Source organism: Saccharopolyspora terrae, from assembly GCF_004348435.1.
In the GTDB taxonomy this organism is placed as follows: Bacteria; Actinomycetota; Actinomycetes; order Mycobacteriales; family Pseudonocardiaceae; genus Saccharopolyspora; species Saccharopolyspora endophytica.
Genome location: NZ_SMKS01000053.1, coordinates 1 through 20,978, shown reverse-complemented (window position 1 = coordinate 20,978; position 20,978 = coordinate 1). Strand labels below are relative to the sequence as shown.

Below are 20,978 nucleotides of genomic sequence, written 5' to 3'. Positions count from 1 at the left end.
AGGAGATCCCCATGCAGAACCTGAACCGCCGCGGCTTCCTGGGTCTGACCGCCGGTGCCGTCCTGCTCACCGGGTGCGCCTCGGGCGGTGGGAGCACCGTCGGAGCGCCGAAACCCGGCGGCCGGTTACGGGCCGCGTTCTCCGGCGGTGGCGCCGCCGAGGTCCTCGACCCGCACGAGACCGACCTCTACATCGAGATCGCCCGCGCCAAGGCCCTCTACGACAAGCTCGCCGACTACGGTTCGGAGATGTCCCCGCAGCCCCGGCTCGCCGAGCGCTGGGAGCCCTCCGCCGACCTGCTGACCTGGCGGATCACGCTGCGGCGGACGAACTTCCACGACGGACGCCCGCTGCGCGCCGCCGATGTGCTGGCCAGCTACGCGCGCATCACCGAACCCGGTGGCAGCCGCCGCGCCAAGTCCACCCTCTCGGTGATCGACCTGGCGAACAGCCGCGCGATCGACGACCGCACCGTCGAGTTCCGGCTCAAGCGGCCCTACGCCGAGTTCCCCAACGCGCTGGCCACCCTCGGCGCCTACATCATCCCCGAGGGCACCACCGACTTCAGCAAACCGATCGGAACCGGCCCGTTCGAGCTGGTCTCCTTCGAACCGGGCCGCTCCTTCCTCGCAGCCCGCAATCCCGAGTACTTCGACGGCGCACCGCTGGTCGACGAGCTGCAGATCGTGGTCACCAACGACGAGGCCGCGCGGGTGAACGCGCTGCTGGGCAAGCAGATCGACTACGCCCACGACCTCACCCTCACCAGCGCCCGCACCTACGAGTCCAGCGGTCAGCTCCAGGTCCACCGGTTGCCGCTGGGCAACTTCCACGGCTTGGCCATGAAGGTCGACCGCCCGCCGTTCGACCGCCCCGAGCTGCGGCAGGCCATGTTCCACCTCATCGACCGCGAGGAGCTGCTGCGCTCGGTGCTGCAGGGATCCGGCCAGGTCGGGAACGACCTCTACGGCAAGGGATACCGCTACTACGCCGAACTGCCGCAACGCCGGCAGGACCTGGAGCGGGCGCGGGCGCTGGTGAAGCAGGCCGGAGCCGAGGGCATGACCATTGACTTCAACACCTCCGACGCCTCCACCGGGCTGAAGGAGGCGGCGATGGCCATCAGCGACCAGGCGCGCAAGGTGGGCCTCAACCTCAACGTGCGGCTGGGCAACAAGGACACCTACTGGTCCGACATCAACAAGAGCGGTGTCCTGGCCAGCTACCGGTCCGGCGGGATGCCGCTGGACTCGCACTTCTCCCAGCGGTTGCTGTCGGGTTCCACGACCAACAACACCGCGTGGCGGCGCCCGGAGTTCGACGCCCTATACAACGAGGCGCAGTCCACCCTGGATGAGAACCGCCGCGCCGAGCTCTACCGGCGCATGCAGGAGCAGCTGTTCAACGAGGGCGGTTTCGTGTGGTGGGGCGTGTCCGACTGGATCGTCGCCTCGGCCGCCAACGTCGGCGGGGTCGACGACCGGGCGCCCGCCAACACCCTGGACTGGGCGCGCTTCGACACGGTGTGGCTGGCGTGATCCCTTACCTGCTTCGCCGCGTCCTGCTCGGCGTCGTCCAGGTGTTCCTCGTGGTCGTGGGGATCTTCCTGCTGACCGAAGCGCTCCCCGGCGATGCGGCCGTGACGATCGCCGGGGACAACCCGGATCCGGCCGTCATCGCCGGGCTCCGGGAGCAGCTGGGCCTGGACAGGCCGATGTGGCAGCGGTTCGCGGACTGGTGCCTCGCCGCCGCCCAGGGCGATCTCGGCACCTCGCTGGCCGGTCCGCGCAGCGTCGCCGAGGTCATCGGTTCGGCCGCCGGGCCGACGCTGCTGCTGGCCTGCCTGGCGCTGGTGCTGCTGGTGCCGCTGTCGACCGGTGTCGGCGTGCTGGCCGCCCGCCGGGAAGGCGGCCGGCTGGACCGCGCGATCACCAGCACCACGCTCGGGCTGTACGCGGCACCGGAGTTCGCGATGGCGATCCTGCTGGTGACGGTCTTCGCCGTGCAGCTGGGCTGGTTCCCGCCGACGGCCGTGGGCGGTTCCCTGCTGAGCAGGCCCGATCTGCTGGTGCTGCCGGTCGTCGTGCTGCTGCTGCGGCCGATCTGCTCGCTGAGCCGCCTCGTGCGCGCCGGGATGATCGAGGCGCAGCGCTCCCCCTACGTGCAGCACGCCCGGCGCCTCGGGCTCTCACCCGCCCGGATCCGGTTCGCGCACGCGCTGCCCAACGCCGCGGCCCCGGCGGTGCAGCAGCTGGCCCGGACGGCGGACTGGCTGATCGGAGGCGTGATCGTGGTGGAGGCCATCTTCGTGGTCCCGGGCCTGGGAACGACGCTGCTGGAAGCCGTCTCAGCACGGGACCTGCCGGTGCTGCAGGGGCTGGCGCTGGTGTTCGCGAGCACGACGGTGCTGGTCAACCTCGGCGCCGACGTCGCCGCCCGCATCCTGTCCCCCACCGCGGAGGCCCACCGATGAACAGGTACCTGATCCCCGGCGCGCTGGTCGCCGCACCGGTGCTGGTGGCGCTGTTCGGCCCGCTGTTCGCCGCGGACGACCCCGCCAAGGACGTGGCGTTCGTGCTCGGCGGCGGGCACCTGTTCGGCACCGACTTCGTCGGCCGCGACGTGCTCGACGAGGTGCTGCTCGGCGGCCGGTCGCTGGTGTTCACGGCTCTGACGGCCACCGCCTGCACCTACCTGCTGGCCCTCCCGCTGGGGCTGCTCGCGGGCATGACCCGCAACCGGCTGCTGGACGAGGTGGTGATGCGTCCGCTGGACCTGCTGCTCGCGGTCCCGTCGATGCTGATGTTGCTGCTGCTGGCGGCGCTGTCACCCGGTCAACCGTGGGTGCTCGTGGCGGTCGTCGCGCTGATCAACCTGCCGGACGTCGTGCGCATCACCCGCGCCGCCGCGCTGTCGCTGGCGGCACGGCCCGCCGTGGAGGCGATGCGCCTGCAGGGCGAGAGCCGGGCGCGCATCGCGGTGGGCTACGTCGCCCGCGCGATGCGCCGCACGCTGGCGGCCGACCTGGGAACCCGGTTCACCGGGGCGATCTACCTGGTGGCCTCGGCGAGCTTCCTCGGCGTGGGGCTCTCCCCGCAGGCCGGGGACTGGGCGGCGATGGTGGACCGCAACCGCACCGGGCTGTTCCTGCAGCCGTGGGCGGTGGTGCTGCCCGCGCTGCTGATCATCGCGCTGTCGGTCGGCGTGAACCTGCTGTTCGACCGCTGGCTCCGGCAGTCCGACACGACCTTCCTGGAGGCCCGGTGACCGCCATCGACGTGCGGAACCTGACCGTCGCCCTCGGCGACCGCGAGCTGGTCTCGGACGCTACGTTCAGCCTGAACGGCGGCGAGATCGCAGCGCTGGTCGGAGAGTCCGGCAGCGGCAAGACCACCACCGCTCTCGCGCTGCTCGGCGAGAGACCGCCGGGCGCGGTGATCTCCGGTGACGTCGACGTCGACGGGCAGGTGGGGTTCATCCCGCAGCAGCCGTCGGCGGCGCTGAACCCGGTGCGCCGCATCGGTTCGGTGCTCGCCGAGATCGCCCGGCTGCACGTGCCGAAGCAGCAGGCCCGGCAGCGGGTCCTGGACGCGCTCCGGCGCGCGCAGATCCCGGACGGCGAGCGGTTCCTGCGCCGTTACCCGCATCAGCTCTCCGGTGGGCAGCAGCAGCGGATCGTGCTGGCCCAGGCCCTCATCGGCGACGCGAAGGTGCTCATCGCCGACGAGCCGACGACCGGACAGGACCCCGTCACGAGGTCGCAGCTGGCAGCGGAGCTCCGGGCGGTCGCCGAGCAGGGCGTGGCGATCCTGCTGCTCACCCACGACCTCGACCTGGTCCGCGACCTCGCGCACCGGGTCCTGCTCGTGGAGGGCGGCCGCGTTCGTCCCTCCGATGTGGACGGCATCGCGGAGGCGACGGCGGTCGCACCGGCACCTCCGCAGGCGGCGGACCCGGTCCTGTCCGTGCGGGACCTGACCGCGGGCCATCGCGGGACCGACACCCTCCACGGCGTTTCGCTGCAGGTCGCGCCGGGTGAGAGGCTCGCGGTGCTGGGCCGTTCCGGCAGCGGGAAGACGACCCTCGCGCGGTGCTTCTCCGGACTCCACCGGCACCGCTCGGGTGAGGTCCTGCTCGGCGGTGAGCCGTTGTCCCCGGTGCTGCGCCGGCGTTCCCGGGAGCAGCTGGCCCGCGTGCAGCACGTCTTCCAGGACGCGCGGGCCTCGTTCAGCGAGTTCACCCCGGTGCTGGACCAGGTCGCGCGGGCCGCGGAGCGGTTGCGGGGCGTGCCCGGTGACCGGGCGCGGGCGCGAGCCGCCGATGAGCTGGCGCAGCTGGGGATTCCCGAATCGACCGCGAGGCGGACCCCGGCGGGCCTGTCCGGCGGGGAGTTGCAGCGGGCAGCGCTGGTCCGCGCGGTGCTGGCCGAACCGGACGTGCTGATCTGCGACGAGATCACCTCCGGACTGGACCCGCGACGACGGGCGGACCTGCTGGACGTGCTGGCCAAGCTGCAGCACAACACCGGGTGCGCGCTGCTGGTCATCACCCACGACCTGGCCGGTGTCGCCGGGCTCGCGCACCGCGTCCTGGTGCTCGACGAGGGCCGGGTGGTCGAGCAGGGGCCCGCCTCCGAGGTCCTGACCTCGCCGCGGCACGCGGTCACCAGGTCCCTCGTCACCGCCGAAGCGGGAGGTCGGGAGACATGGCCGGCCGCTAATTGAATATGATTTTCAAAAGACGTTCTCGATGGAGGAGGTAGACGTGATCCAGCTCGGGGAGCGACAGATCGGCCGGTACGTGGTGCGCGAAGCGACCCGGGCGGACGCGGCGGGCGCCAGGTCGGTCATGCTCGACACCTTCTACCAGGAGTTCGGCTACGGCTACGACCCGCGCTGGCACGACGACGTGGTCGACATGGACACCGCCTACTTCGACGACCCCCGGCAGGCGCTGCTGGTCGCCGCGCTGGACGACGAGGTCGTCGCCACCACCTCCGTCCGCGCCGACGGCCCGCAGAGCCCGCCGCACGCGCCCTGGCTCGCCGAGCGCTACCCCTCGGGCACGACCGCGCAGATCTTCCGCGTCTACGTCCGCCGCGAGCACCGCCGCCGCGGACTGGCCAGGGAACTGGTCGAGATGGCCTGCCGGTTCGTCGCGCTGACGCCCGGATACGAGTCGATCTACCTGCACACCAACGCCGCCATCGACGGTGCCGAGCCGTTCTGGCGCAGCGTCGCCAAGGAGATCCACGACGGCCGCACCGACCCGGACCACAGCCCGGCCGTGCACTTCGAGATCCCGATCCCGGTCATCTGACACCCACCAACTCGCCGACGCACGCCAGGAACCACTCCACGGTGGCGTGATGAAACGCTTTCCGCTCCAAATAGTTTCGGAGCGTGCCCAGATCGTCCACCCGATCTGGCGACGGCTATTCGCTAGCGTTTTCGAACTCCGCGATGCAGACTTGAAACATCAGTTCGACGAGCGGGATTTCGTTCGGCGACTTGCTGTTTGACAACTGCAGAGTGGGAAAGCAAAGGCGCTCAACCGAGAAGGCGCCGCTGCGCGATGTCCAGGAATCCACCACGACCGGCTTCGAGCGCGTACACGCCCAAGGAAACCGTGAACCGAAACTCCGAGAGGAGCCTGACATGCGACACGAATTCAGCTCGTACCCGCCCACCGGCCTGCGCGTAGCCGGCGAGCAGCCTCGACAGGCCGCGCTCGCCGAACGCGTGGTGCGCGGCCACGAAATCCAGCGCCGGATCGTCGACCGCGGCGTCCGTCCAATCCAGAATTCCGGTGAGATGACCCGATTCGTCCACCAGTGTGTGACCGGGGTGCAGATCCGCGTGGACCAGACGCAGATCCGAGGCCCCTGACCAGCAGTCGTCGTCGTGGATCCAGGTTCGCCAGCGCGCCGCCTTCTTCTCGGGCACCTCCAGCATGTTCTCCGCCAGTTCCAGGTGCTCCGCGGTCTCCTCCCGGAGATCGCGGGGGCCGGAGACCGGTATGCCCAGGCGCACGGCGTCGTCGACCTGCGTGCGGTGCAGCTCCGCGATCACCGCACCCAGGTCGTCGAAGAAGTCCTCGGCCGGGTCCCGCCACCACTGGTACTCCAGCGTGGTCGGGTATTCCGGCCCCAGCGGCCGGCCCGGGAGCCTTCGGTAGGCGATGAGCTCCGGTGTGCAGACCTCCCAGTCGGGCACCGCCACGGCGAGCCGCGGCCGCACGTGCTCCAGCAACCGGCGCTCGCCCTCGATCAACTCGCTGACATCCCGGCGCCGAGGTGCGCGCAGCACCCATCGGGCCCCGTCGGCGTCCACGGCGTGACCGACCCGGAAGTCCCAACCGGTCTCGTCGATCTCCAGGACCCGGATCCGCAGTCCGTGACGCTCCGCCAGTTCGACCAGCACGTTTCCGACGCTAGCCGACCTGTCGAGGGGTTTCTCGGCGAGTCAGCCGCTGGCGACCTCTCCTGCGGCGGGAACGTCGTCGGGCAGCAGCAGGCAGAGGTCTTCCAACGTCGGGGACGCCGTGCGCCGCAACCGCTTCGCGTGGCGGGTGACCGCGGCGTCCATGACCTGGCGCGCGTAACGCCCGTTGCCGAACGACGGGCCTCGCGGCGTGGACACGAAGTGCGCCCGCAGCGCCGCGACCGTCGGCCCGGTGCACTCGTAGCCGGCCGCAGCGGCGTGCTGGGTGACGATGGTGACCAGCTCGTCGTTGCTGTAGTCGGCGAAGCGCACCCGCTGCGAGAACCGCGAGGACAGACCCGGGTTGGCGGACAGGAACTCCTCCATCTGCCCCTCGTACCCGGCCGCCACCACCACGACCTCGTCGCGGTGGTCCTCCATCAGCTTGACCAGCGTGTCGATGGCCTCCTGACCGAAGTCGGAGCTGGAACCGCGCTGCGAGGACAGCGTGTACGCCTCGTCGATGAACAGCACGCCGCCGCGCGCCCGGTCGAACGCCTCGGTGGTGCGGTGGGCGGTGTGACCGACGTACTCGCCGACCAGGTCACCACGACCGACCTCGACGACCTGCCCCCGCTGGAGGATGCCCAGCGCGGCGAGGATCTCGCCGTAGAGGCGGGCGATCGTCGTCTTACCGGTACCGGGAGGCCCGCCGAAGATCAGGTGCCTGCTCAGCGACGGCACCGGCAGTCCGGCGGCCTGGCGCTGCTTGGCCGAGGCGAGCAGGTCGACCATGTTGCCGACCTCCGACTTCACGTCGGCCAGACCGACCATGTGGTGCAGCTTGTTGAGCAGGCTCTCCACCTTGGCCGTGTCCGCGTTGGCCGCACCCGCGCCGACACCGCTACCCGGCAGCGCACCAATGTCCTCCGGCAGCAGACGAGTCATGGCAACGGGGTTGAGCTCGGGGTCGTCGGCGAGGCGGTAGGCCTGGCGGCCGATCATCTCCTCGAAGACCTTGCGGGCGGTGCGGCCGTTGCCGAACGCCTCGTCCCGCGGGTACTTCGAGAAGTAGCCGAGCACCGCCTCGCGGGTCTCGAACTCCAGCCGGTAGTCGTTGGCGCGGCACATGCCCTCGACGATGGTGACGAGTTCTTCGTTGCTGTAGTCGGCGAACTCGATGGTCCGCGAGAACCGTGATCCCAGACCCGGGTTGGTGGCCAGGAACTTGCGCATCTCCATGGTGTAACCGGCGACGATGACCACCACGTCCTCGCGGTGGTCCTCCATCAGCTTGACCAGCGTGTCCACGGCTTCCTGACCGAAGTCGGCGCCGCCACCACCTCCACCGGACAGCGTGTAGGCCTCGTCGATGAACAGCACACCACCGAGGGCCTTCTCGAAGCACTCGGTGGTCTTCAGCGCGGTCCCGCCGACGACGCTGGCCACCAGGTCGGCACGGCCGACCTCGATGAGCTGGCCGGCGCGCAGCACGCCGAGTTCCTTGAGGATCTGCCCGTAGAGCCGCGCGACCGTCGTCTTACCGGTACCGGGCGAACCCGCGAACACCAGGTGCCTGCTCATCGGCGGCATCGGCAGCCCGACCGCTGCGCGCTTCTCCGCCATCTGCTCCAGGCGGGTCAGGACCTCCACCTCGCGCTTGACGTCGGTGAGACCGACCAGCGCGTCGAGCTCACCGAGGAGCTCTCCCAACCGGCCTTCCGAGCTCCGCTTGGCCGGCACCGGTTCGGGTTCGTAGCCGGACTCGCTCGACGGCGCCGCGTCGGCGCTGCGGGAACTGCCGAAGCGCTGGGAATCGTCGGATTCGGGTGCGGCTTCACCCGAGTCGCTCTCCGGGTCGCCGTTCTGGGCGCTGGTGATTCCGCTGAGCCGCACGTTGTCGCGTCGGACCTGCAACCGCACACCGGCGCCGCGGTTGTCCTTGGTGACGGTGTCGCGGACGCTGATCGACTCGGTGGAGCCGACGACGATGCCGTCGGCGGCGTTCCCGGAGATCTCGCAGCGGTCGAGCACGCCGGAGGACCCGGCCGCCCACTCCAGGCCGTTGCCCTCGCAGCCGCGGATGCGGGTCTGCTCCAGGGCCACCGACGAGGTCCCGGACGCCTTCACACCGTGCTCTCCGGCGTCGGAGAGGTCGCAGCTGCGCAGCACCGATTGGCCATCGGCGACCAGCACCGCGGTTCCCCCGCTGCCCGCGACGGTGACACCGCGCAGGTCGGCGGAGCTCTGCTCGCTGACGCGCACGCCGACGCCCCCGGCGCCGGAGATCGCGACGTCCTCGACCTCGATCTGCGCCTTCGCGGCCAGCAGCACCGCATCGCCGGTCGCCTCCGCGACAGCGCCACCGGAGAGGGTGGCCTTCGAACCGCGCACCTCGATGCCGGGACCGGCCGGTCGTCGCAGCGTCAGCTCGCGGAAGGTCCCGGTGCCGTTCTCGGTCACGACCACCCCGGCGCCACCGGCACCGGTCACGTCGAGCGCGGAGAACGACGGCGATGCCCCGGCGATCCACACGCCGGCGTCGCGGGAGTCCACGACGGTGCACTCGCCGAACTCGCCCTTGGAGCCTTCGAGCACGTGCACGCCGTACCCGGCGGGCTTGTCGACGCGCAGCCGCTGGATCTCGGGCTCGCCCTGCTGCACCAGCACGACGCCCTGCGCCGCGGGGGAGATGATCGTGCAGTCCTCGATCACCGGCGTCGACCGGGAGGCGATGAGCAGTCCGACACCAGCCGGCTCGGTGATGGAGGTGCCGCCCAGCCGGAAGGAGCTGTTGCCCTCCACCACCACGGCGGGGTTGCCGGCGCGCACGATCCGGGAATCGCGCATCGCGCCCCGAGCGCGTTCCGCGGCCAGCACGGCGCTGCCCTCGGCGTCGGTGATGGTGCATCCGACGAACTGCGGGTCGGCATCGGTGCGGATCACGACCGCGGCGGCTTTGACGTTGCTGATCGTGCAGTTCCCGAAGTGGCCCTCGGCGCCGTCGATGGCGATCACCCCGGCCCCGGCGGGGTTGGTGAACTCGGTTCCGCTGGCGCTGGCCTCGGCCTGGCCGTGCACGTAGAGCGCTGCCGCCGAGGACGCCTCGACGCGGCACTCCTCCAGCCTCAGCCGACCGGTGGAGACGTCGATGGCCGAGGTCTCGGCTCCGCTGTGGACCAGGACCAAGCCGGAGAGCACCGCGGTTTCGGCCGCCATCACGATGGCCGGGTCACCGGTGGACTCGATCCGCACGCCCCCTTCCGCTCCCGCAGCCGACAGCGTCACGTCGCGGCTGAGAACCACCGATTCGGTGTAGGTGCCGGGCTGGATGGAGATGACGTCACCGGTGGTCGCCGCGGCGATGGCGTCGCCGATGGTGCGGAACGAGTCCGGGGCGGTCGCGGAGACCGACAGCATCGATCGTGTGTTGGTCATTCTCGCCCCTGTTTTTCTTCAGCCGATTCGGTTTTCGATGGTTCGGTGAGAACGCCCATCGCGCGGTGCAGGTCCAGCCGGCCGAGCGCGGGGGGCTCGGTGCTCGCGGCCACCACGTGCGAGACCAGGTCGGGATCCGGCGCCAGGTGGTAGCGGTCGAGGTAGTAGTGGACCGCGTCGTTCCAGACCCAGGTGCCGTCCGAGCGGAAGTTCAGCGGAACGGTGCGGTTCGGGTCGATCACGTCGGGCATGACCTGATCGGTGGCCATCGCGATCGGCGCCGAGCGCAGGTAACCGAGCACGCGCTGCCGCTCCGCCGCTTCGGCGCGCGGATGATCGGGCCGGAAGAACGGTTTGCCGAGGGTGTCGGCACCGTCGAACACCCGCGCCAGCCGCGCGGGTGGCGCCGTGTTCCAGACCAGTTCGGATGTCGCCAACGCGGCCTCGTGGTACTGGGTGGGGGCGGCGTCGGCCTGGAAGACCTCGACGCGCGGTTCGGCGCCCGCTTCGGTGAGCCCGTGCTGGATCTCGGCGGTGAGCTCGACGAGATCGGCGTCCTGCTCCGCTTCGACGAGGTACACCGGCTCCGTCGTCTCCGCCGAGACCCGGCCGCTTCGCCACAGCGCCCGCACTCCCCCGACCCGCTCGGCGGACCGCACTGCGGCCTCGTCGGCGTCGTCGGCGGATTCCGCGGTGAACCGCCACGGCGGTGGTTCGGTGGCGCGCGGTGCCTCCGCGAGCGCGGAGGCGTCGATGTCGTGCTCCTGCGCCAGGGCCGTGAGCAGTTCAACTTCCGGCTCGGTCAGCGCCAGGCCCAGGCCGACGGCGCTGATGAGCGAGTCGGCGATCTCGTCGAGCTCGTCGTCGGCCAGGCAGGTGCGCAGGACCGCGAGCTCGCCGTCGGGGATCCGGCCCGCCAGCTGGAGCAGCAGACCGTGCACCTCGGGGGGTTCCAGGCTCACCGATCGACTCCGGCGGCCTTGGCGAACGGGCTCGTCGGCTCGCCGAGCAGTACCGAGTACCGCTCGCGGTCGGGTGCGGTGGCATCGGCGGCGGACCGCTCGTCGCGGTTCTTGGCGGCCTCGGTCAGGCGTTCCAGCACGCGGGCGTCGTGGCGCTTGCGGGCTTCCTCGGACCGCTGCTTCTTCCCGACCTCGGTCAGCAGCACCCGACCGGCATCGGCTTCCACGGCCAGCACCCGGTAGGACGTGGCGGGCGGGAACACGACGTCGGCGGAGTTCTCGTCGGCGGCGAGGCCTCCGAGCCGCCGCGCGGTCACCGACCAGATCAGCAGTTCCACCGAGCCGGGCACGGACGCCGACTCGTCCGAGACGCCGAGCATCGGCGCGGGTTCGACGAGCTCGCTGCCGACCACGTAGTCCTCGACGGTCTCGGCGTCGCCGGGGCCGCCGCGCACGACCAGCCCTTGCAGCGACGGGAGCCTCCGCAGGCCACCCGCCAGGCAGGAGATGAACGGGTAGTGCGAGGCCACGTCTCCGGTGCGGATCGCGTTGACGAACTCACGCTGGTCAGAGGTCGCGAACACGTGCACGGCGGCGAGTTCGGTGAGCATCGCGTCGTCCACCGGCATGCCGCCTCGCAGTCCCGGCCGCTCGGCGAGCAGCCGGGTCACCGAGCGGGTGGCCGCGTCGTACTTCCAGCCGAGGGACTTCTTGAACTGCTGCCGGTCCTCCTCGGTGCTGACGTGGTCGACCAGCAGCAGCGGCTTCAACGCCGCTGCGGCGACCTGGTCATCGGTCTCGGCCTCCGCGACGGCCTCGGACGCGTCCGCGCTCGTCTCGGCGGCCTCGACGGACAAGACCTGCTCCGTCGCAGCGGTTTCCGCCTGGAGTGCGGATTCCGCCTCCGCGGAACCTTCCTGCACGGCCGCTGCTCGGATGTCGGCCAAGTTCAGCGTCGACGTCTGCTCCGCGGCCGACCGCGACTCGATGGCGTCCTGGGCGACCTCGTCCTTCCCGTCAGCAGCTGCTGCGGAGTTGACCGCGTCGGAAACCACCTGCTGCGCCGCAGGTTCGGTGGGCACCGCGGTGGTCGCCACCGGTACCGCCGCAACGCCCTGCTCCGGTGCTGGCCGCTGCTGGGCTACCGCTGCCGGAGTCGGGGCAGGTGCGTGAACCGGTGGGGCCACCGGTGCGGCTGCAGGAGCGGGCATCCGGTTGACCGCGGCAGCGGGAGCGATCGGAGACGGGCCAGGCGCAGCAGCAGCGGAAGGGGGTGCGGGCTGCGCTGCGGGCGCCATCGGTGAGGGCGCTGGCGGGCTCGGCGCGGGTGCGGGAGGGGCTGGGGCTGCCGAAACCCGCGGTGCCGCGGGCGGCGGTCCGGCCGCCGATGCGACGGGCAGCGGTGCCACGGGTGCCGGGGCTTCCGGTGCCGCGTCGGCCCGCACCGGAGCCGCCGGTTCCGGCTCAGGCTCGCGTTCGGGCTCCGGTTCCGCGGGCTTCATCGACGGGAGCGGGGTGCTGGACGCGACGGCCGGGATCTGCACCGATGTCGCCGTGACGGGCACCGCGACCTGGCTCGCGACAACCGGCTTCCGCTCCTCGACCGGCTTTTCCGGTGCAGCGGGGGTTTCGGCTTCGGCGACGGCGGCGAGCGCCGGCGTGATCGGCCCACCCGCTTCCTGATCAACAGGCTGCTGGGCGTCCGGCACCGGCGGTTCCGGTGCCTGCGCTTGCGGCGACTGCGGTGGGGACAACTGCGGAAGCGGCGTGGCCGGTCCCAGCGCCGCGGGCACCGGCGGAACGGACACCACGTCCGCAGCGGGAGCAGCAGGAGCGACCGGGGATGCCGCGTCGGCCTGACCGGGACGCCACCCGTCACCGATGGGGCGCATCCGTCCCTCGGCGTCGACGACGACCGGTGAGACGATGCGCAACGGTTCCGTCGGTTGGTGCCGAATCGGCTGCGGCGCCGCACCATCCGGCGTCGTGGCAGGCTCCTCCGGGGCGGGCGCGGCAGGGCTCTGCTGCGCCACCGTCGGCAACTGCGCGGTGGGCTGGGCCACCGTGGACGCACCTGATGGGGGCGCGGGAATCCAGGCGACGGTCTGCCCGCCGATCCCCGCCGGAACCACACCCGTGGACGCTTCCCAGGGGTGCGCGCCCAGCGGCGCGCTCGCGGAGCTCTCGACGGCGGGGCCCGGGCCTGCGGTGCCGAGCACGTGGACGTCGACCTTCAGCGACGCGGCCAGGCGTCCCAGGTAATCGGGCTCGGCGTGGGGCGTGGCGATCAGGCGCAGGCGTTCCCGCGCGGCAGCGGGCAGTTCACCGGCGAGTCGTTCCACCGCGGTCAGGACGCGCTGCGGCGGTGGTCCGCCGGCGGAGCTGATGACGAAGTTGACGGCGTCCGGCGAGATGGGGAGCCTCGACGCGACGGGGTCGACCGGCACGCGGACGGGGCGCACGAGCAGACCTGCGGGCAGCACGTCGACCAGCCACCCGTCCTGCAGCCAGAACGTTCCGGTCCCGGCCTCGGTGAGCCCGGAGACCGGCGGCAGCCAGTTCCGCGGGATCGGCGGAACTCCGGGCTGGTAGGTGCTCTCGAGCACGAACGGGAGCCAGCTGTGCCGACCGGAATCGTCGGGCACCAGCCAGGTCTGCCCGCCTTCGGGCAGGTACTGCGGCACGGCGTGGCAGCCGTGCACGGGTTGTCCGATCAGCTCGGCGAGCTGCTGCGCGATGGGCCGGACGCTCACCGGTTCGGGCCCGTACCCGATCAGCCCGAACGTCTCGCGCAGTTGCGCGGGGAGCCCACCGACGAACGCGGCGAGGGCTTCGGTCGCAGGCAGCGGCTCACCGGGTGCACCGACCACGATGGCGAGCCGGTTGCGCGACAGCGGCACCCGGAACCCGATGTCGGAGTGGCTCCTGGCCGGTTGACCGGCAGTGCGCACCCAGACCCCGGCGGGGATGGGGGTGACGCTGATCCTCGGGTCGATAGGCCGGGTTCGCAGGCTCGTGGAGAGCCCGTCCTGCCATTCCGGGACGGGATAGCTGGGGCCCTCGTGCAGCTTCGACCGGCCGGGCCGGAACCCGACCCATCCGGTCTGCTGACCAGCGGAGAAGAGCTCGCCGCCGGGGAGCGTGACCAGTTCGCCGTCGGGGGCCACGACCTCGACGCCGAGGGCTTCGGACAGCCTCAGCGCCAGCGGGCGAGAACCGTTCGGGGACGCGAGCCCCGCCCGGGGTGAGAGCAGCCGGATCGCGGGAAGGCCGACGCCGTCGGGCCGCAGTTCGGCGCGCAAGGCGGCCAGCACCTCAGGTTCGAGCTGGTCGAAAGCGGGCAGCGCGGACTCGTCGATGTAGACCTGCGTGCGTCCGTCCGCCAGGGTGAACGGCGGCGGCGGTATCGGCGCACCTGATTCCTCCGCGCGCACGACCACGCCTGCACCCGTTCGCTCGACGACCAATGCGCCCATGTGCTGCCTGCCTCCTCCCTGTGGCCCCGTTACTTCCACGGATGGCGAGCGCGAGGAGGTTCAACGTGGTCGCGGGCTGCGGTGGGTCCGAGCGGTCACCGACCGCGGTAGTAGGACGACGAGGACGGGTAGTCGTCGTACTCGTCTTCGTAGGACGGTGAGCGCCGCCGCCTCGGCGAACGTCCCAGCCCCAGATCGGTGTCTCGGGTGAAGCCGCTGGTGGGATCGGCGTGCGGGTCGTAACCCCGGTACCCCGGTATGTAATCCCGGTTCTCGACGTTGGTCAACCGAGGCGTCGTACCCGGCAGGATCGTCCGCCGCCCGTCCGGCCCCTGGTGGAAGTGACCGCTCACGGTCATCGCCGAGTGGATGTTGCGCCGGTCGACGTGCCGCACCGAGTCCCACTCGGTCTGGTACTGCATCCGCTCCAACAGATCCCGCGGCAGGTTCTGCGACGCCATGTGAATCATGTTGCCCGAGGACTCGATCTGGTAGATCTGCCCCGACATCGGCACGTACCAACGCCCGTTGTACCGAACCGGCTCACCGCCGTCGGGCACCACGAACTGATGCGCCGCAGTCGCACTCGGCGTCACCGACACGTAACCCGAATCCCTGGCGTGCTCACCCCCGTGCACGTGGCTGACCAGGTTGTAATCCCGTCCCCACGACGTCATGCCATCCCGGAAGATCTCCTCCGGCGGACGCGTATCACCCCGATACATCCACGACGGACGCGGCGGATTCGCCCGCAACTGCGGATTGTCCAACCGCACCGGACCAGCCGACTGCGACGAACTACTCCCCTGAGCCGAAGACGACGGAACCACCGTGTACGTCGAATACGACGGCCGACCCGACGACGAACGATGCGACCCCGACGAACGATGCGACCGCGAGGACTCGTGCGAACGACGCGACGAATACCCATCCGACGGCGGCAAACCGGGCGAGATGTCCGCCGATTCGGTCTTCGGAGCGGACTCCTGGCGGGGCCGGATCTCGGCGTTGCCCAGCAGCCTGGAGACGTCCTGGATCACGCGCACGTCGGTGTTCCCGGTCTCCAGCACGACCCTGCGGTCCTGGTCGAAGCCGGGGTGCAGCCGCACGTAGTTGGTGAAGTCGCGCGGCGTGTGGTCCTTGCCGTCCCACAGGGTCACGCGGTCGCCGTCCTGGCTGGGGGTCACGCGGATGACCTGCTCGTCCGGGTTCGGGTTGGTGTCGCGGCCCTGCTCGACCAGCGCAGACACGTCGTCGTTCGGGCTCGGGTAGTGCAGTCCGTCGCGGGTGGGCACCGCCAGGGTCTGGAAGTCGTCGGTGGCGCCGCTGCGCTGCCAGGGTTCGGTGGCCGCGAACAGCTCGACGATCTGCTGTTCCGCCGACTTGCTCAGCGGCAGCACGTCCAGCAGGTCCAGCAGGTCGTTGAGCTGGGCTTCCTCCGAACGGTCCCCCGTTTCGTCGCCGAGCAGCCTCGGGTCGGACAGCAGCGCCTCGATGCGGCCGTGGGTGGCCGGGTCCTGCGCTGCGGCGACCATCGCCGAAGCCAGTTCCACGCGAGCCTGCCACTCCCCCTTGTTGGTGCTGCTGGGGAACATCCGGAACTCCCAGCGGTCGTGGGGACCGCCTTGGACGTGCTCGAAGTTGAGCCCCTCGTTGCGGCTGGAGTTCAGGGTGCGCACGTCCTCCGGGGTCTGCAGCGCGTTGGCGCGGGGAGGGATCGGCATCGCGCCCACCGCTCGGAGTTCGCGCTGGCGTCCGCCCATCGTGGAGTTCGCCATCCGGTACAGCGACTGCTCTCGCGCCTTGGCCAGTCCGGCGAGCGCCACGCTGGCTTCGGGCGTGAAGGTCGCCCCGTCGAAGCTGACGTTGACGTGCCCGCCGCCCTCGTCCACCGAGCCGCCGTACTTCTCCACGACGGAGCGGATGATGTCGGCTGCGGTTTCGAAGCGCTGCCACGAGCGCGCGTCGCCGCCGAGCTTCTCCGACACCGCCTCGATGCCGTTGTCGAGGGTGTCCTCGTCGACCAGTCGCCAGCGGTCCGGGGCCTTCTTGACCAGCCCCGACCCCAGTTCCTGACCGTCGCGCCAGTCGCCCAGGCCGGCGTCGCGGAAGGCGGCGCCGAGTTCCTGCACGGCGACGTCGAAGTGCTCTTCGGGGACGGTGAACTCGATCTCGGTGCCGAACCGCGCGTCGGGCCGGCTGCTGGCACCGCCGGGGACGCCGTCGGCGTGGTACTGGACGGGGTTGACGCCCGAGGACACCGCGGACCGCGCGGCCCGGTAGGTGTCGAGCATCGCGGCGAAGCGCTGGTCGCGCGGCACGGACGAGGCCGGTGCGGGGTCGTGGGACCGGTTCGTGCTGTCGCCGATCGGTCCGCCCTGGCTGGGCGGGAGTCCCGGTCGCCGGTCGTAGTAGTAGTACGAGCTGCTGCTCGACGGCGGGTAATACGTCGACGAGGAGGAGCTGGTCGTCGGGTAGTAGCTGGAGGACGTCGGGTACGTCGAGGACGATGGGACGGTTCGGCTCGACTCGTGCGAGGAACGGCTGGGCAGGGGCGGTGGGGCGAGCCCGAGGTCGGTGTGACGGGTGAAGCCGCTGCGGGAGTCGGCGTGCGGGTCGTAGCCCCGGTAGCCCTCTTCGTAGTAGCGGTTCTCCACGTTGGTGAGCTGCGGCGTCGTGCCGGGCAGGATCGTCCGGCGACCGTCGGGTCCCTGGTGGAAGTAGCCGCGCACCGTCATCGCGGAGTGGATGTTGCGCCGGTCGATGTGCCGGACCGAGTCCCACTCGGTCTGGTACTGCATGCGATCGAGCAGATCCTGCGGCAGGTTCTGCGACGCCATGTGAATCATGTTGCCGGAGGACTCGATCTGGTAGATCTGCCCCGACATCGGCACGTACCAACGCCCGTGGTGGCGGATGGGTTCGCCGCCGTCGGGGACGACGAACTGGTGCGCGGCAACGGAACTCGGGGTGACCGACACGTAGCCGGAGTTGCGGGCGGCGTCGCCGCCGTGCACGTGGGCGACCAGGTTGTAGTCCCGGCCCCACGAGGTCATGCCGTTGCGGAAGATCTCGTCCGGCGGACGCGTGTCACCCCGGTACATCCAGCGCGGGCGCGGTGGGTTCGCGCGCAGCTGCGGGTTGTCGAGCCGCACGGGTCCGGCCGGTTGTGCCGGTGCGGCCGCGTAGGTCGAGTACGGCGGTGTGTGGTGGCTCGACGAGGAGTGGTGCGACCTGGACGAGTGGTGCGACCTCGAAGAGTGGTGCGAGCGCGAGGAATGGTGCGAGCGCGAGGACTCGTACGAGCTGCGGTAGCGGTCGTCGGGCGAGACGCCGGGGGAAACGTCGGCCGGGTTGACCTCGCGCTGGGACGACGTCGTCGTTCCCGATGAAGGCGGAACCACACCATCGGTCACCAAGAACCCGGGCAGGTGTGGCGAAGCCACGTCCATGATCTGCTGCATGTGGCGGTCGAGAATCCGGTAGTCGACACCGTCCCGGCGGGTGTCCATCAGGTCGCCCGGCACCGGGCTGTCCGAGGTGTTCAGCAACTGACGCGGATGCGGATACGCGTCCCGAACACCGAAGAAGTGCATCACCTCGTGCGTGAACTCCGACGGACTCGCACCCGCCGCCCACCGATGCTGATCCATCGGGTTCTTCACATCATCCGGCCGACCCGGGACCACATCGATGATGCCGTCCGCGTCGGCCGGGTCGTCGACGAAGGTGACCTGGCCGTGCGCGCGGACGTCGGGTCCGGGCAGGACGTTCTCGGGCTGGTTGAGCAGGCGCTCGATGCCGTCGGCGGTGTTGGCGCGCACCGCCGCCAGATCCGCCGGGCTCACGCCCTCAGCCGGACGCAGGTGCAGCTTCGTCTCCAGGTTCCAGCGACCCGGCTCGGGGGTGAGGCTGTAGCGGACCTCCTGCCGGATGCCGCTCGCCGGACCGCGCTGGATCGTCCTGCGGTCGCCGTTGCCGTCCACCACGAAGGCGTTGTCCAGCGGCTTCCACCGCTCAGCCTCGACCGTGAACGTCGGGGGCTGCTGACGAGCGGGCTGCGGTGCGGCGGTCTGCTTCGGGCGGTCGTCCGAGGGTGTCGGGTCAGTCGTGGGCGTGTCGTCGCGAACGACGCGCGGCCGGGATCCGTCGGGCTGGAAGCTGCGCCACTGGAACTTGCCGCGACCGTTGTCGACCAGCGCCACGACCTCCTTGCCGAGGTCGATGGCGACCCGGGTGCCGCTGTCGGCGAAGTCGACACCGCGAGCGCCGGGGTCCGGGACCAGCACGACGCGGTCCGCGCTGGGGCCGACCTGGGCGGACAGTGTTTCGGCGCTGACGGGACCTGCAGGGGCCTGGAGCCTGGGGCTGTCGCCGATCGCGCTGGGCACGCGAACCGAGCCGGCGCCGTCCTGGACGCGGGGTGCTTCGCCGGGAGTGCTCGTCGATTCCGGGGGAAGTCCCGGTCGCCGGTCGTAGTAGTACCTGTCGTTCGACGTCGGATAGTACCTCGACGACGAGGAAGAGGAGCTCGCCGGGTAGTACGAGGAGGACGGCACCGAACGGGTCGACTCGTGCGAGGACCGGCTCGGCCGGGGGCGTTCGGCGAGTCCGAGATCGGTGTCCCGGGTGAAGCCGCTGGTGGGATCGGCATGCGGGTCGTAGCCCCGGTACCCGGGGACGTAGTTGCGGTTCTCCACGTTGTGGAGCCTCGGCGTCGTACCCGGCAAGATCGTCCGCCGCCCGTCGGGTCCCTGGTGGAAGTGGCCGCTGACGGTCATCGCCGAGTGGATGTTGCGCCGGTCGACGTGGCGGACGGAATCCCATTCCGTCTGGTACTGCATGCGGTCGAGCAGATCCTGCGGCAGGTTCTGCGACGCCATGTGAATCATGTTGCCCGAGGACTCGATCTGGTAGATCTGCCCCGACATCGGCACGTACCAACGCCCGTTGTACCGGATCGGTTCGCCACCGTCGGGCACGACGAACTGGTGCGCGGCGGTCGCGCTCGGCGTCACCGACACGTAGCCGGAGTTGCGCGCGGCATCACCACCGTGCACGTGCGAAACCAGGTTGTAATCCCGACCCCACGACGTCATCCCATCCCGGAAGACCTCCTCCGGCGAACGCGTATCACCCCGATACATCCAGCGCGGGCGCGGCGGATTCGCCCGCAACTGCGGATTGTCCAACCGCACCGGACCAGCCGACTGCGACGAACTACTCCCCTGAGCAGAAGACGATGACGGAACCACCGTGTACGTCGAATACGAAGGCCGACCCGACGACGAACGATGCGACCCCGACGAATGATGCGACCGCGAGGACTCGTGCGAACGACGCGACGAATACCCATCCGACGGCGGCAAACCGGGCGAGATATCGGCCGACTCGGTGCTGCTGGTCTGGGTGTCCTCGGCGAGCCCGAGGTCGCTGTCGCGGGTGAACCCGCTGTCCTGGTCGGCGTGCGGGTCGTAGCCCCGGTGGCCCGGGACGAAGTTCTCGTTGTCGACGTTGGTGACGTTCGGCGTCGTGCCGGGCAGGATGGTGCGCTTGCCGTCGGGGCCCTGGTGGAAGTAGCCCTCGACGGTCATCGCGGAGTGGATGTTCTCCGAATCGACGTGGCGGACGGCGTCCCACTCGGTCTGGAACTGCATGCGGTCCAGCAGCGCCTGCGGCAGGTTCTGCGAGGCCATGTGGATCATGTTGCCCGAGGACTCGATCTGGTAGATCTGCCCGGACATCGGGAAGTACCACTTGCCGTCCCGCTGGATCGGCTGGCCGCCGTTGGGCACCACGAACTGGTGCGCCGCAACGGCGCTGGGCGTCACCGACACGTAGCCGGAACTCATGGCCTGGTCACCGCCGTGCACGTGGGCGACCAGGTCGTAGTCGCGTCCCCAGGAGGTCATGCCGTCGCGGAAGATCTCCTCCGGCGGACGCGTGTCGCCCCGGTACATCCAGCGCGGGCGCGGCGGATTCGCCCGCAGCTGCGGGTTGTCGAGCACGACCTCGTCGGTGGCGGTCTGCTGAGCGTCGGGCGACGTTGGGGAACCGCTGCTGGAGCTCTCCGCGCTGGGCGGCAGTCCGGGTCCCCGGTCGTAGTGGTTGTCGTACGAGCTCGAATACCTCGGGTAGTAGGACGACGAACTCGTGGTGGCCGGGTAGTCGTCGGACGGCGAGCGCCGCCTGGGCGAACGACCGAGTCCGAGGTCGGTGTCGCGGGTGAATCCGCTGTCCCGGTCGGCGTGCGGGTCGTAACCCCGGTATCCGTCGACGAAGCCGTCGTTGTCGACGTTGGTCAACCGAGGCGTCGTACCGGGCAGGATCGTCCGGCGACCGTCGGGTCCCTGGTGGAAGTGACCGCTCACGGTCATCGCCGAGTGGATGTTGCGCCGGTCGACGTGCCGCACCGAGTCCCACTCGGTCTGGTACTGCATCCGCTCCAACAGATCCCGCGGAAGGTTCTGCGACGCCATGTGAATCATGTTGCCCGAGGACTCGATCTGGTAGATCTGCCCCGACATCGGCACGTACCAACGCCCGTTGTACCGGATCGGTTCGCCACCGTCGGGCACGACGAACTGGTGCGCGGCGGTCGCGCTCGGCGTCACCGACACGTAGCCGGAGTTGCGCGCGGCATCACCACCGTGCACGTGCGAAACCAGGTTGTAATCCCG

General features: G+C 70.5%; 10 protein-coding genes. 5 read left to right on the top strand and 5 right to left on the bottom strand.

Features of this window, described 5'->3' with window-relative positions:
- Positions 1 to 11: 11 nt before the first annotated feature.
- Genes E1181_RS23660 through E1181_RS23640 form a run of 5 tightly spaced genes read left to right on the top strand, consistent with a single transcriptional unit; the run spans position 12 to position 5,319 of the window.
- Positions 12 to 1,538 (top strand): ABC transporter substrate-binding protein, encoded by a 1,527-nt coding sequence (locus E1181_RS23660; protein WP_132677958.1) that lies wholly within the window; start codon positions 12 to 14, stop codon positions 1,536 to 1,538.
- Positions 1,535 to 2,473 (top strand): ABC transporter permease, encoded by a 939-nt coding sequence (locus E1181_RS23655; RefSeq protein WP_235876990.1) that lies wholly within the window; start codon positions 1,535 to 1,537, stop codon positions 2,471 to 2,473. The genes E1181_RS23660 and E1181_RS23655 overlap by 4 nt, the downstream gene beginning before the upstream one ends.
- Complete coding sequence (locus E1181_RS23650) at positions 2,470 to 3,267, top strand: ABC transporter permease (RefSeq protein WP_207922277.1); 798 nt, start codon at positions 2,470 to 2,472, stop codon at positions 3,265 to 3,267. The genes E1181_RS23655 and E1181_RS23650 overlap by 4 nt, the downstream gene beginning before the upstream one ends.
- Entirely contained in the window at positions 3,264 to 4,724 is a 1,461-nt protein-coding gene (locus tag E1181_RS23645; protein ID WP_235876989.1) for an ABC transporter ATP-binding protein, read from the top strand. Before E1181_RS23650 ends, E1181_RS23645 begins: the two co-directional genes overlap by 4 nt.
- A gap of 40 nt (positions 4,725 to 4,764) precedes the next feature.
- Positions 4,765 to 5,319 carry a GNAT family N-acetyltransferase gene (locus tag E1181_RS23640; protein ID WP_235876987.1) on the top strand — a complete coding sequence of 185 codons (555 nt, stop codon included), beginning with the start codon at positions 4,765 to 4,767 and terminating at the stop codon, positions 5,317 to 5,319.
- 230 nt (positions 5,320 to 5,549) lie between these two features.
- Here E1181_RS23640 and E1181_RS23635 read toward each other — a convergent pair whose 3' ends face one another.
- The 5 genes from E1181_RS23635 to E1181_RS23615 form a co-directional block, all read right to left on the bottom strand.
- The gene (locus E1181_RS23635; protein WP_132677956.1) at positions 5,550 to 6,422 is read right to left on the bottom strand and encodes a macrolide 2'-phosphotransferase; all 873 of its coding nucleotides are present in this window, start codon (positions 6,420 to 6,422) and stop codon (positions 5,550 to 5,552) included.
- A 42-nt stretch (positions 6,423 to 6,464) separates the two neighbouring features.
- Positions 6,465 to 9,860, bottom strand: a complete 3,396-nt coding sequence (locus E1181_RS23630; protein WP_132677954.1) for a right-handed parallel beta-helix repeat-containing protein — start codon at positions 9,858 to 9,860, stop codon at positions 6,465 to 6,467.
- Positions 9,857 to 10,822 (bottom strand): hypothetical protein, encoded by a 966-nt coding sequence (locus E1181_RS23625; protein WP_132677952.1) that lies wholly within the window; start codon positions 10,820 to 10,822, stop codon positions 9,857 to 9,859. The genes E1181_RS23630 and E1181_RS23625 overlap by 4 nt, the downstream gene beginning before the upstream one ends.
- Positions 10,819 to 14,298: a hypothetical protein gene (locus E1181_RS23620; RefSeq protein ID WP_132677950.1), complete on the bottom strand. Its 3,480-nt coding sequence runs from the start codon at positions 14,296 to 14,298 to the stop codon at positions 10,819 to 10,821. The genes E1181_RS23625 and E1181_RS23620 overlap by 4 nt, the downstream gene beginning before the upstream one ends.
- A 95-nt stretch (positions 14,299 to 14,393) precedes the next feature.
- Positions 14,394 to 20,954, bottom strand: a complete 6,561-nt coding sequence (locus E1181_RS23615) for a hypothetical protein (protein WP_132677948.1) — start codon at positions 20,952 to 20,954, stop codon at positions 14,394 to 14,396.
- Positions 20,955 to 20,978: the final 24 nt, after the last annotated feature.